This window comes from Streptomyces galbus, from assembly GCF_005280195.1.
GTDB classification, from domain to species: Bacteria; Actinomycetota; Actinomycetes; order Streptomycetales; family Streptomycetaceae; genus Streptomyces; species Streptomyces galbus.
Genome location: NZ_SZPR01000017.1, coordinates 255150 through 267965, shown reverse-complemented (window position 1 = coordinate 267965; position 12816 = coordinate 255150). Strand labels below are relative to the sequence as shown.

Genomic DNA, 12816 nt, shown 5'->3' with positions numbered 1-12816 from the left:
GCACGAACGCACACCACCGGCGGACCATTCCCGCCCGGGGTATGCCGGGCGGCCGGGCAGCCCGACCGCGGCTCACGTGACGCTCGCCGCATTCGTACGACCATCAGTGCCCGCCTGTGGACAACCGGCTCGGCCGTCTCCCGCGACCTGGCAGCATGGCGGTGTGACAGCAGCAACGCACTCCTCCCTCTTCCCGCAGGTACCGGACTCGGCCGACGCGGTGCTCGAAGGGCTCGACCCCGAGCAGCGCGAGGTCGCCACCTCCCTGCACGGACCGGTGTGCGTGCTGGCGGGAGCCGGCACGGGCAAGACCCGCGCCATCACCCACCGCATCGCCTACGGCGTCCGGGCCGGCATCCTCCAGCCCTCCAGCGTCCTCGCCGTCACCTTCACCGCCCGGGCCGCCGGCGAGATGCGGGGCCGGCTCCGCCAGCTCGGCGCCCACGGCGTCCAGGCCCGCACCTTCCACTCCGCCGCCCTGCGGCAGCTTCAGTACTTCTGGCCGAAAGCGATCGGTGGCTCCCTGCCCCGGATCATCGACCGCAAGGTCCAGCTCGTCGCCGATGCGGCCGCCGCCTGCCGCGTCCGCCTCGACCGCGGCGAGCTGCGGGACGTCACCGCGGAGATCGAGTGGTCCAAGGTCACCCAGACCGTCCCCGCCGACTACCCGCTCGCCGCCGCCAAGGCCGGCCGCGAGACCCCGCGCGACCCCGCCGAGATCGCCCAGCTCTACTCCGCCTACGAGGACCTCAAGCGCGACCGCGCCGTCATCGACTTCGAGGACGTCCTGCTGCTCACCGTCGCCGTCCTGCAGGACCGGCACGACATCGCCGAGCAGGTCCGCGCCCAGTACCAGCACTTCGTCGTCGACGAGTACCAGGACGTCAGCCCCCTCCAGCAGCGCCTGCTGGAGCTGTGGCTGGGCGACCGCGACACCCTGTGCGTCGTCGGCGACGCCAGCCAGACCATCTACTCCTTCACCGGAGCCACCCCCGACCACCTCCTCGACTTCCGCACCCGCCACCCCGGTGCCACCGTCGTCAAGCTGGTCCGCGACTACCGCTCCACCCCCCAGGTCGTCCACCTGGCCAACGGCCTGCTCGCCCAGGCCCGCGGCCGGGCCGCCGACCACCGGCTGGAGCTGGTCTCCCAGCGCGCCCCGGGCCCCGAACCGGTCTACGCCGAGTACGCCGACGAACCCGCCGAGGCCGAGGGCGCCGCCCGCCGCATCCGCGACCTCCTCGACGCCGGGGTCCCGGCCTCGGAGATCGCCGTCCTGTTCCGCACCAACGGCCAGTCCGAGACCTACGAGCAGGCCCTCGCCGACGCCGGCATCCCCTACCAGCTGCGCGGCGCCGAGCGCTTCTTCGACCGGCCCGAGGTGCGCAAGGCGGGCATCGCCCTGCGCGGCGCGGCCCGCTTCGGCGGCAACGACTCCGCCCTGGAGGACGCCGTCGACCTGCCCTCCCAGGTGCGCGCCGTCCTGTCCGGCGAGGGCTGGAGCCCGCAGCCCCCGGCCGGCTCGGGCGCGGTCCGGGAGCGCTGGGAGTCGCTGGCCGCGCTGGTGAACCTCGCGCAGGACTTCGCCGCCGCGAAGCCGGACGCCACCCTCGCCGACCTCGTCGCCGAACTCGACGAGCGGGCGGGCGCCCAGCACGCGCCCACGGTCCAGGGCGTCACCCTCGCCTCCCTGCACTCGGCCAAGGGCCTGGAGTGGGACGCCGTGTTCCTCGTCGGGGTCGCCGAGGGCATGATGCCGATCACCTACGCCCGGACCGACGAGCAGATCGAGGAGGAGCGCCGGCTGCTCTACGTCGGGGTCACCCGGGCCCGCGAGCGGCTGCACGTCTCCTGGGCCCTGTCCCGCGCACCCGGCGGCCGCCCGAACCGCCGGCCCAGCCGCTTCCTGGACGGCCTGCGCCCCGGCTCCGGCACGGCGGCCGGCCGGACCCCCGCCGGAGCCGGCGGGGGCATCGAGCGCGGCTCGGCCGGCACACCGACGACGAGCACGCCCGCCGTGCCCCGCCGCGGCCAGCGCGCCCCGGCCCGCTGCCGGGTGTGCGGACGGACCTTGACCGACGGCGGCGAGCTGAAACTGCTGCGCTGCGAGGACTGCCCGTCCGACATGGACGAGGGGCTGTACGAGCGACTGCGGTCCTGGCGCGCCGTCCAGGCCCGGCGCTCGGGCCAGCCGGCGTTCTGCGTCTTCACCGACAAGACCCTCATGGCCATCGCCGAGACCGTCCCCGAGGAGCCCGGCGAGCTCGCCCGCATCCCGGGCGTCGGCGTGCGCAAGCTCAACCGCTACGGGGCCGATGTCCTGGCCCTCTGCGCAGGCCAGGACCTGGGCGGGGAGGACGAGGAGGAATGATCCGAACTCTTCGAAAAAATAGTTTGCGCATGCCCCAGCGATCCCCATAGGTTCTTAGGCACGGGAACGGCGGCCTTCTCGAAGGCCCTGATTCCGTGCTGTACTTGCGTATCCGCCGGATCGGGCTCACGCCCGGTCCCTTGAGACGCCGAGAGGAGGCGATTCCAGTGATCAGCATCAACAACGCCGGTTCCATCAACAGCGCCAAACTGACCGATCGCTCGGTCGTCTCCCTGTGCCTGCTCGGCTCCTCCCACCGTGGCACCGGTCTGTCCGGCATTCGTGTCGAGCGTCCGGCGTCCTCCGTCGCCCCCGCGGGCCTTCCCGTCCGTGAGCGTGACGAGCGACCGACCAAGGCACTGGAAGCAGCAGTAATGGCGCAGGCGCAGGCCTATGCCTTTACGGCGACCGGTGCCGGATTCCGGAAGCAGACGACGCAGCACCACCTGATGTGGGCCTTCCGTGGGCCAGAACCCTGGAGTGATCCAGCCTGATCTCGATCAGGCCGGCGCCTTCAGGGCCGCGGAACCCCATCCGGGATCCGCGGCCCTTCTGTTTTCCCCGAACGGGGACGGCAGAGCGAAGGGGCCTCGGGACAAGAAAAGAACCCGGTACCCAGCCGACACCCGGCCCCACAGGGCCGGACCGACCAGACGAGGAAGACCACCCGTGCAACTCGAAGCGCACGCCCCGTCCGTACCGCCTTCCGAAACGATCCCGCCGCCCGGCCTCACGGAGGACTCCACCTTGACCCCGCTCACCCCCCTCACCGCGCTCACCGCGCTCGACGACGCCATCGAGAACCTCGGCGTACCCGTCCCCTGCCGCACCTACGACCCGGAGGTCTTCTTCGCCGAGTCGCCCGCGGACGTCGAGTACGCCAAGTCCCTCTGCCGCACCTGCCCGCTGATCGAGGCCTGCCTCGCCGGCGCCAAGGAGCGGCGTGAGCCCTGGGGTGTCTGGGGTGGCGAGCTGTTCGTCCAGGGGGTCGTCGTCGCCCGGAAGCGGCCGCGTGGCCGCCCGCGCAAGAACCCGGTCACGGCATGAACACCACCGGAACCATCGACCGTCCCCTCACGCACGACCCCAAGAAGCAGGCCCCGATGAAGCCGTCCACCAGCGAGCCCGCCGGCTCCGTGATCGAAGACGTCACCACCACCAGCGCGATCGACTCGCGCCAGAACAGGACCCGAGAAATGCAACTCATCCCAGAAGCCCTGGCTCGTGCGCATATGCACGAGCGACTGCAGGAGGCCGAGCGGGAACGCCGGGCCGTGCGCCTGGCCACCGCCCGCCGGATGCAGCGCCGGGCCGAGCGCGCCTCGATGCGTGCCCGCCGTGCGCTCGCCATGGCCGTGATGCAGTGACCCAGTCCACCTGAAGCGGTGGCCTCCCCGACCCCGGGGAGGCGAAGCTCTCCTCGCGGGGGCCGGTCCGACCGAACGGACCGGCCCCCGCGGCGCGTCCGCCGTCAGACCTCCGTGGGCGGCCCGGGCACCCGCCAAAGGCTCACGCCTGCGCCACCGAGTCCCCGTCCGCCCCGCCTTCTTCGTACGCCTCGTCCGCCGGCAGTTCCTCCTGCGGGACGAAGCCCGGCAGCCACTCCTCCAGCTCCTCGCGCAGCCGGACCGTCGCGCCGAGCTGGCACAGGACGCCGATGGTGCTGAGGGTGACGCGGTGGATCAACAGGTACGCCGGGGGCAGGTTGAGCCGCTTGCCCAGCTGGTAGGCGGGGGAGCGGGGGTCGGCGATCCGGGCCGCCTGGCTGCGCATCCAGCCCCGGGTGAAGGTGAACTCCTCCACCTGGGCCGGCTCGATGATCGGCAGCAGGTAGTCCAGGACCGCGTCCGGGTCCAGCTCGATGGAGTCCTTGACGAAGCCCTCCGTGCGCAGCAGCTCATAGACGGCGTCCGCGCGGCCGTCGAGGGTCTTCCGCAGCGACTCGCCGATCGTGATCGGCAGTCCGCCGGGCAGCCGGTCGACCGTGCCGAAGTCCAGCACGCCGAGGCGCCAGTCGTCCTCGCCCTCCGGGCCGCCGGGCAGCAGCCGGAAGTTCCCCGGGTGCGGGTCGGCGTGCAGCAGGCCGGTGCGGGCCGGACCGGAGAACAGGAAGCGGGCCAGCAACTGACCGGCGCGGTCGCGCTGCTCCGGCGTGCCGTCGGCGATCACCTCGGACAGCGGCACCCCGTCGATCCACTCGGTGATCAGGACCTGGTCGCACTGGTGCACCACGGCCGGCACCACCACGTCCGGGTCGTCCGCGAACTCCTGCGCGTGGGCCTGCTGGGCGCCGGCCTCCAGCGCGTAGTCCAGCTCCTCGGAGACACGGTCGCGCAGCTCGGCGATCAGCGGCTTGATGTCCATGCCGGGGATGAGCGGACCCAGCAGGCGCGCGAACCGGCCGAGCTGGTTCAGGTCGGACAGCAGGGCGTCGCCCGCCCCCGGGTACTGGACCTTGACCGCGACCTCGCGGCCGTCGTGCCACACGCCCCGGTGCACCTGGCCGATCGACGCGGCCGCGGACGGCTTGTCCTCGAACTCCAGGAAGAGCTGGGGCCAGTCCTCGCCCAGGCGCTCCGCCAGCACCGCGTGCACGGTGCGTGTCGGCATCGGCGGCGCGGCCTCCTGGAGCTTGGTCAGGGCCGCCCGGTAGGGGCCGGCGACCTCCTCGGGCAGCGCCGACTCGAAGACGGACAATGCCTGCCCGAACTTCATCGCACCGCCCTTGAGCTCGCCGAGCACCTTGAACAGCTGCTCGGCCGTGCGCTGCTGCAGCTCGCGGCCGACGATCTCCGCGGACTCGCCGACGATGCGTTTGCCCAGCCCCCAGGTCGCCCGGCCGGCGAAGCCGAGCGGGAGCGCGGCGAGCTTGGCGGTCCGGGTGACCGCCTTGCGGGGAAGATCAGACATGCGCCCTCCAGGTCCCAGCCAGCCGCGCCGTGTGTGCCGTACGGCCCAACTCCTCAGAATGCCGTTGCTCCCCCATTGTCTCGTGTGTGCCCGCGTCCTCCGAGGGGTGTTCTCCCTCACCTTCCTCGGCTGGGCCGTCCGCACGGTGGTCCGCCGCTCCACAGGGGCAGGCCGGGTGCGCCCACACCGGTCGAGCATGCCACTGGAAGACCGGTGCGGAGACCTCCCAGCGGGCCCCGGCGCTCGACGGGCCGCGGCCGTCGAGGAAGGCCAGGGCGTGCGCGGCGGCCAGACCGGCGACCGTCGTGGCCAGCGCCAGGTCGCAGGCGCGGGCCGGGCGGCGGGGCCCCGAGCGCCACTGGGTGACCAGCCGCGGCCAGGTCGGATCGCGGTCGACGCGCTCCTGCTGCAGACAGCCGGCGCAGCCCGTCTCCCCCGGGAGGACCAGCGGCCCGACGACGCCCGTGGCCTCCACCACCCCGGCGTACAGATGAGGGATGCCGGACGCGATCAGCGGCTGCGCGGCCGCCGGATCGGGGGCGTGCACGGCGACGTCGTCGCGCGGGGCGAGGACCACGAGGGAGAAGGCGCCGGGCTCGGTGCCGGCCGAGGGGCCGGGACTGCGGCGGGGCGGCTGGTCGGGCGCGGACCGGCGCACCGCGCGGCGGGCCGCCTCGTCCCGGCGCTCGCCGACCGCCTCGGCCGGCAGGCCGCCCGGTGCCACGTCGCCCGGCTCCACCCGGCCGCCGTCGCGCACGTCGACCTCGCCGACGCCCGCGCCGGACAGCAGCGAGGCGATCACCGCGCCGACCCGGCCGGCCCCGCGCACCTGCACCCGTAGCCGGCGGCGTGCGGCCAGCAGTTCCATCGCCTCGCCCGGCCCGGGCGCCACCAGCGACAGCGCCGCCAGGTCGGGCCGCAGCCGGTCCAGCGCCTCGGGTCTGGCGCGCAGCGCGTCCGCGTCCGCACCGCCCCCGCGTGCGTCGTCGACCAACCCGGCCCGCGCAAGCCGTCGCACCAGCAGGTCGACGTGGCCGTCCGGCAGGTCCATCCGGCGGCCCTCCTCCCGCAGGAGCGGCAGCCCCCGGGTGCCGTCCAGCAGGTCGAGGAAGCTGCCTGTCGCCGTGTCCATCGGCCCGAGCGTCAGCGCGTGCGCCGGGGTCATCCCGAACTGCACGGTGTTGAGATCACGCCAGCCGCGCCGCAGCGCGGGTTTCACCATCGGATGCATGCACGGCCCCCGTAGCCATCGATCGTCCCCGTACCGGCGGCGGAGCGGGGGTGGGAGGCCCGGGCTCCGCCGACGAGTGCCAGCATGCCGGGGAACGCCGAGCGGTGCGCCGAGTTGTCCACAGGCGCCCCGATTCGTCGTACTAATCCGTCGTACGCCGCACCCAGGGGGTGCCGCTTCGGCACCGAACCGTCCCGGAGCCGGGACTTCCCCCAGGTGCAGCGGGTAACGTCGGGGCGTGCCCGCCGACCCACTGCACCGCGCCGGAACCCCACAGCGCAGCACGACGAGCCAGCCGCCGAGCGGCTCGGGGGCGAGCGCGATCGAGGTGCGCAGGAGTACCCGCCGACGGCGGACGGTCTCCGCGTACCGCGAGGGCGATCGCACCGTCGTGCTCATCCCTGCCCGCATGTCCAAGGCCGAGGAGCAGCGCTGGGTCAGCGTCATGCTCGACAAGCTGGCCGCCCAGGAGAGCCGGCGCGTGCCCGGGGACACGGAGCTCGCCGAGCGGGCGGAGCGGCTGTCCGCGCAGTACTTCGAGGGCCGGGCCCGGGCCCGCTCGGTGCGCTGGGTGACCAACCAGAACACCCGCTGGGGCTCGTGCACCCCGGCCGAGGGCAGCATCCGCCTGTCGCACCGGCTCAAGGGCATGCCCGAGTACGTCATCGACTACGTGCTCCTGCACGAGCTCGCCCACCTCCTGGTGCCCGGGCACGGCCCCGACTTCTGGCGGCTGCTGGAGGCCTATCCGCGCACCGAGCGCGCCCGCGGCTACCTGGAGGGAGTGGTGGCCGCCGAACGGCTGCCGCACCTGCCGGGCACGCGCGGACAGTGAGCACGTCCGCCCACGCGCGCGTTGTGTACCGGCTCTGTACCGACATCGTTCGATGTCAGGGTTTGCCGTTAGCCTGGCGCGACGCACTCACTTCGGGATGGGGGACGGTCGTAACGCATGCCCAGGGAATTCCAACGCGGCCACAAGGCCAGGATCAGTGACCTCACCGCGGGCACGGATCTGTACGTAGGCGTGCAGATCTCCGCCCCCGGCCTGAACTTCGACATCAGCTGCTTCGGACTGGACGCCGACGAACGGCTCTCGGACGACCGGTACTTCATCTTCTTCAACCAGCCGAAGTCCCCGGAGGAGTCCGTCCAGCTGCTGGGAGCCCAGGCCGGCGACACGGAGTCCTTCCGGGTCACCCTCGACCGGATCCCGCCGCAGATCCAGAAGCTGTCCTTCACCGCGACCGTCGACGGCGCCGGACAGATGTCCCAGATCGGCCCCGGGTACCTGCGCATCGTCGCCGGCGGCGAGGAGGTGGCCAGGTACTCCTTCGACGGCTCGGAGTTCACCACCGAGCGGGCCGTGATGCTCGGTGACTTCTACCTGAAGGACGTGTGGCGGTTCGCTGCCGTCGGCCAGGGCTTCGACGGCGGCCTGGAGGCGCTGCTGAAGAACTTCGGCGGCGAGGTCCTCGAGGAGGAGGCACCCGCCGCACCGCAGCAGCCGCAGCAGCCGCAGCAGCAGCCCGCGGCCGGCGGCGCCCCCGGCTTCGCCCCGCCCGCGCAGAGCGCCGCCCCGCCCGCCTTCGGCGCCCCGTCGGCACCGGCGTCCGTGCCGCCCGCACCCCAGCCGCAGCCCGCCGCGCAGGGCTTCGCGCCTCCCGCGCCCCCGCCGGGCACCACACCGCCCCCGCCGTCCGCGCCGCACCCCAACGTGCACGGCGCGCCGACCCTCATCGCCCCCATGACCCCGCCCGGCGGCGTCCAGGTCCCGCCGCCGGGCCCGGCTCCCGCGCCCTACGGCCAGCCGCCCCAGCCGCCGTACGGCCAGCCCCCGGCCCCGTCGGCGCCCCCGCCGCCCGGTTACGGCCAGCCCCCGGCCCCGCAGGCCCCCATGCCGCCCGGCTACGGCCAGCCCGGCCCGCCCCCCGGCTACGGGCAGCAGCCGCCGTTCGGGCAGATCCCCGGCCAGCACACGTACGGTGTGCCGCAGGGCGCGCCCCCCGGCGGCGCCGGGGTGGGCGCCGCGCTGCAGAAGTTCCGGGAGACGCCCACCGGACAGCGCTGGACCCAGCAGAACAGCAAGCTGATCCGCGTGGACCTCGGCATCGGCGGACAGCCGGTGCTGGCGCGGCAGGGCAGCATGGTGCTCTACCAGGGCAAGGTCGACTTCAGCTACAAGGGCGCCGGGTTCGCCGGCCGGATCGTGGGCAACGCCACCGGCCAGGAGATGCAGCTGATGCGCTGCACCGGCCAGGGGCAGGTGTTCCTCGCCGAGAACTCCACGATGCTGCACCCCATCGAGCTGCAGGGCGACGGCATCTGCGTCTCCGCCGAGAACGTCCTCGCCTTCGACGAGAGCCTGCAGTACGAGGTCCGCCGCATCGAGGGCCACGGCATCCCGGGCGGCGCGCTGTTCACCATGCAGTTCCAGGGCACCGGCACCATCGTCGTCAAGACGCACGGCACGCCCGTGGTGCTCCCGGTCACGCCGACCACGTTCGCCGACTGCAACGCCGTCGTCGCCTGGTCGTCCGCCGCGCAGGTGATCGTCTCCAGCCAGGTGCGGATGCGCCGCAACGCCTACCCGGGCGACACCGGCGAGAGCATCAACCTCCAGTTCCGGGGCGCCCCCGGCAACTTCATCGTCGTCCAGCCGTACGAGGTCTGAGGGAGCCCGTCATGAACCAGCAGCTCGCGGGCTACGCCCCCGCACCCGTCACCGCCCGCATGGAGAACCACGGCAACCACATGCTGAAGGTCGCCCTGCAGACCGGGAACGACCTCCTCGCGCGCGTGGGCTCGATGGTCGCCTACGAGGGCTTCGTCCAGTACGAGCCCAACCCGCCGGCCGTGCGCCAGATCGCCCGCGACTGGATGACCGGTGAGGGCGCCCCCTTGATGAAGTGCTCCGGCGACGGCCTGCTCTACCTCGCCGACTACGGCGCGGACGTGGTCGTCATCAACCTCAACGGCGACGGCATCTCCGTCAACGCCACCAACCTGCTCGCCTTCGACGCGCACCTCACCTGGGGCGTGGAGCGGGTCAAGGGGCTCGCGAAGTTCGCCGGGCAGGGCCTGTGGAACACCAAGATCTCCGGGCAGGGATGGGTGGCCCTCACCTCCCGGGGCAAGCCGATCGTCGTCGACTGCGGCGGCGGCGAGGACGAGACCTACGTCGACCCGGACGCGCTGGTCGCCTGGTCGCCGAACCTCAAGGTGAAGGGCAAGCGCAGCTTCAAGGCGCAGTCGCTCATCGGCCGGGGCAGCGGCGAGGCCTACCAGATGGCCTTCTCCGGCCAGGGCATCGTCGTCGTCCAGCCCAGCGAGGACAGCACCGACCGCCTCCGGTTCCGGGGCTGAGGGGGAGCCAGAACACCATGCAGAGCCCGCTTTTCGCGTACAACGACCAGCAGACCCAGGAACGCTGGAGCCTGCAGAACAAGCACATGCTCCGCGTCACCCTGGAGGGCCACGACGACGTCCTCGCCCGCAAGGGCACGATGGTCGCCTACCAGGGCCTCGTCGAGTTCGACGCCGAGTGGCAGAACACCAGCCAGCGCCGCGCTCGCGCGCGGACCGGCGAGGGCCTGGACCTGATGCGCTGCCACGGGCAGGGCACGGTGTACTTCGCCAACCTCGCCCAGCACATCCACGTGATGGAGGTGGAGCAGGACGGCCTGACCGTGGACAGCAGCTATGTCCTCGCCATGGACTCCTCGCTGCACCACGAGGTCATCGCCGTCGACAGCGTGTACGGCATCTCCGGCTCCGGGAAGTACCAGCTCAACATCACCGGGCGCGGCCGGGTCGCCCTGATGACCTCGGGCGCCCCGCTGCTGATGCAGGTCACGCCCGACAAGTACGTCAACTGCGACGCGGACGCGATCGTGGCCTGGTCCACCGGGCTGCGCGTGCAGATGCAGGCCCAGACGCACTCCTCGGGCGTCTGGCGCCGGCGCGGCAACACCGGCGAGGGCTGGGAGCTGAGCTTCATGGGCAGCGGCTTCGCGCTCGTCCAGCCCAGCGAACTGCTGCCGCCGCAGAACGCCCAGATCGGCCAGGGCCTCGCCGCGCAGTACGGCATGGGCCAGCACGGGGCGCGCGCACAGAACCAGGGCAACGTCTGGAGCTGAGCCCCGGGCCGACGCCCGGGGCGTCACGTCACCGCAGCCGCACGTGAGGGGCGACCGCCCGGGCGGTCGCCCCTCACGCCTTCACAGCCGGGCGCGCGTCGCCTCCACCAGGCGTACGACCGAGTCGTCGGCGACCGACGCGACCTCCGCGTAGGGGAACCAGCGCAGGTCGAGGGACTCGTCACTGATCGCCTCCACGGCGCCGGCGGGGGCGAGCGCGGCGTACTGCACGTCCAGGTGCCAGGCGCAGGGCGTGAGATGACGGTCCAGGCGCACCGGGCCACCGGGCAGCAGCGCCAGCCCGGGGATGCCCGACTCCTCGCGTCCCTCGCGCAGGGCGGCCTCGGCCAGGGTGGCGTCGACCGGCTCGCAGTGACCGCCCATCTGCAGCCACATCCGCAGCTTCCTGTGCAGCGTCAGCAGCACACGGCCCCGCTCCGGGTCGACCACCAGGGCGCTCGCCGTGATGTGCCCGTCCCGGCAGGCCTTCCACATCCCGTCCGGGTGCGCGGCGAGGTGGTCGAGGTAGAGCCGGCGCAGGCCGCCCTGGTCCTCGTACTCCTTGAGGACCAGGACCGCGTCGTCGTACAGGCTCACTCGGTGCCGTCGCCCTTGCCGCCGTCGCCCTTGCCCGGGGCGTCCTCGCCGGAGTCGTCCGCCTGCTGCCCGCCCTGGTCCGGGCCCTTCGTGAGGTCGGGCTTGCCGGCCGCCTCGCCGAGCATCTTGTCCAGCTCGGAGAAGTCCATCTGCTCACGGTGGACGAAGCCGTCCGGGTCGTCGAGGTCGCCGGCCGTCGGCAGCATGTCCGGGTGGGCCCACAGGGCGTCGCGTCCGTCGACCCCGCGCGCGTCCGTGAGCGAGGCCCACAGGCGGGAGGCGTCGCGCAGCCGGCGCGGGCGCAGCTCCAGGCCGATCAGCGTGGCGAAGGTCTGCTCGGCCGGACCGCCCGAGGCGCGGCGGCGGCGCAGCGTCTCGCGCAGCGCGTCCGCTGACGACAGGCGCGGCTTGGCGGCGGCGTGCACCACCGCGTCCACCCAGCCCTCGACGAGCGCCAGGGCCGTCTCCAGACGGGCCAGCGCCGCCTTCTGCTCGGGCGTGTCCTCCGGCTGGAACATGCCCTGCTGGAGGGCGTCCTGCAGCTGCTCGGGGTTCTGCGGGTCGAACTGGCCGACCACGTCCTCCAGCTTGGCGGTGTCGACCTTGATCCCGCGCGCGTAGCCGTCGACCGCGCCGAACAGGTGCGAGCGCAGCCACGGCACGTGCGCGAACAGGCGCTGGTGGGCCGCCTCGCGCAGTGCGAGGTACAGCCGCACCTCGTCCCGGGGGACGCCCAGGTCCTTGCCGAACGCCTCGATGTTCGCCGGCAGCAGCGCGGCGCGGCCCGCCGGGCCGAGCGGCAGGCCGACGTCGGTGGAGCCGACGACCTCGCCCGCGAGGACGCCGACGGCCTGCCCGATCTGCGAGCCGAACATCGCGCCGCCCATCGAGCGCATCACGCCGATCAGCGGGCCGGCCATGGCCTGCATCTCCTCCGGCAGGACGTCGCCCATCGCCGTGCCCACGCGCTCGGCGACCGGGTCGACCAGCTCCTGCCACGCCGGCAGCGTCGCCTCGACCCATTCCGCGCGCGACCAGGCGACCGCGGAGGCCGCGCCGGACGGCAGGGACGTCACGTCGTCCAGCCACAGGTCGGCCAGGCGGACGGCCTCCTGGACCGCGCTGCGCTCGGCGGGGCCGATGCTCGCGTCCTTCACGCCGTCCGGCGTGCCCTGGGCGACGGTCTGGCGGGCGATCTGCTTGGCCATGTCCCAGTTCACCGGGCCGCCCTCGTAGGACAGCATCTGGCCGAGCTGCTGGAAGGCGGCGCCCAGGTCGGTGGGGTTCAGCGAGCCGAACATGGCCGCGAACGGATTGTCACCGCCGGGGCCGCCCGCTCCGGGCAGCCCGAATCCGAACGGGTTGGCCGGGCCCTGACCACCACCGCTCTGCGGGTCCTTCTGCTTGCCCTCGTCGCCGTCTTCCGGCTCCTCCGGCGGAAGGCCGAAGCCGAATGGGGTGTCACTCACGGGATTCCTCGGCTGGTAAGGCCGCCGGTTCTCGTCCGGCGGCGCGGCTGCCCTGCAACACCACCCAGCGTAGACACCCCGGGCCCGATCGGGCCTCGG

At 73.2% G+C, this 12816-nt stretch carries 12 protein-coding genes; 8 read left to right on the top strand and 4 right to left on the bottom strand.

The annotated features are described in order from the left end of the window. Positions 1–163 precede the first annotated feature (163 nt). From E4U92_RS20715 to E4U92_RS20700, 4 genes are all read left to right on the top strand, one after another. On the top strand, positions 164–2371 hold the full coding sequence (locus E4U92_RS20715; protein WP_229862818.1) for an ATP-dependent DNA helicase UvrD2: 2208 nt from the start codon (positions 164–166) through the stop codon (positions 2369–2371). A 167-nt stretch (positions 2372–2538) separates the two neighbouring features. Beyond that, on the top strand, positions 2539–2865 hold the full coding sequence (locus tag E4U92_RS20710) for a hypothetical protein (RefSeq protein WP_168725163.1): 327 nt from the start codon (positions 2539–2541) through the stop codon (positions 2863–2865). A 175-nt stretch (positions 2866–3040) separates the two neighbouring features. Then, positions 3041–3418: a WhiB family transcriptional regulator gene (locus E4U92_RS20705; protein WP_137301925.1), complete on the top strand. Its 378-nt coding sequence runs from the start codon at positions 3041–3043 to the stop codon at positions 3416–3418. After that, positions 3415–3738 (top strand): hypothetical protein, encoded by a 324-nt coding sequence (locus tag E4U92_RS20700; RefSeq protein ID WP_137301924.1) that lies wholly within the window; start codon positions 3415–3417, stop codon positions 3736–3738. Before E4U92_RS20705 ends, E4U92_RS20700 begins: the two co-directional genes overlap by 4 nt. A gap of 142 nt (positions 3739–3880) precedes the next feature. On the opposite strand, the gene E4U92_RS20695 is transcribed toward E4U92_RS20700, so the two are convergent. Continuing rightward, positions 3881–5281 (bottom strand): ABC1 kinase family protein, encoded by a 1401-nt coding sequence (locus E4U92_RS20695; RefSeq protein ID WP_137301923.1) that lies wholly within the window; start codon positions 5279–5281, stop codon positions 3881–3883. Beyond that, positions 5274–6512, bottom strand: coding sequence for a TOMM precursor leader peptide-binding protein (locus tag E4U92_RS20690; protein ID WP_137301922.1), 1239 nt, complete (start codon positions 6510–6512; stop codon positions 5274–5276). Before E4U92_RS20690 ends, E4U92_RS20695 begins: the two co-directional genes overlap by 8 nt. Positions 6513–6750: 238 nt before the next feature. Here E4U92_RS20690 and E4U92_RS20685 point away from each other — a divergent pair, with 238 nt between their 5' ends. From E4U92_RS20685 to E4U92_RS20670, 4 genes are all read left to right on the top strand, one after another. Next, positions 6751–7347 (top strand): M48 metallopeptidase family protein, encoded by a 597-nt coding sequence (locus E4U92_RS20685; protein ID WP_137301921.1) that lies wholly within the window; start codon positions 6751–6753, stop codon positions 7345–7347. 117 nt (positions 7348–7464) lie between these two features. Continuing rightward, entirely contained in the window at positions 7465–9186 is a 1722-nt protein-coding gene (locus E4U92_RS20680; RefSeq protein ID WP_137301920.1) for a TerD family protein, read from the top strand. Positions 9187–9197: 11 nt separating this feature from the next. Continuing rightward, entirely contained in the window at positions 9198–9878 is a 681-nt protein-coding gene (locus tag E4U92_RS20675) for an AIM24 family protein (RefSeq protein ID WP_137301919.1), read from the top strand. A gap of 17 nt (positions 9879–9895) precedes the next feature. Next, on the top strand, positions 9896–10651 hold the full coding sequence (locus E4U92_RS20670; protein WP_137301918.1) for an AIM24 family protein: 756 nt from the start codon (positions 9896–9898) through the stop codon (positions 10649–10651). 81 nt (positions 10652–10732) lie between these two features. Here E4U92_RS20670 and E4U92_RS20665 read toward each other — a convergent pair whose 3' ends face one another. Together E4U92_RS20665 and E4U92_RS20660 are read right to left on the bottom strand one after the other, a co-directional pair. Next, positions 10733–11248 (bottom strand): NUDIX hydrolase, encoded by a 516-nt coding sequence (locus E4U92_RS20665; protein ID WP_137301917.1) that lies wholly within the window; start codon positions 11246–11248, stop codon positions 10733–10735. After that, on the bottom strand, positions 11245–12717 hold the full coding sequence (locus tag E4U92_RS20660) for a zinc-dependent metalloprotease (RefSeq protein WP_137301916.1): 1473 nt from the start codon (positions 12715–12717) through the stop codon (positions 11245–11247). Before E4U92_RS20660 ends, E4U92_RS20665 begins: the two co-directional genes overlap by 4 nt. Positions 12718–12816 lie beyond the last annotated feature (99 nt).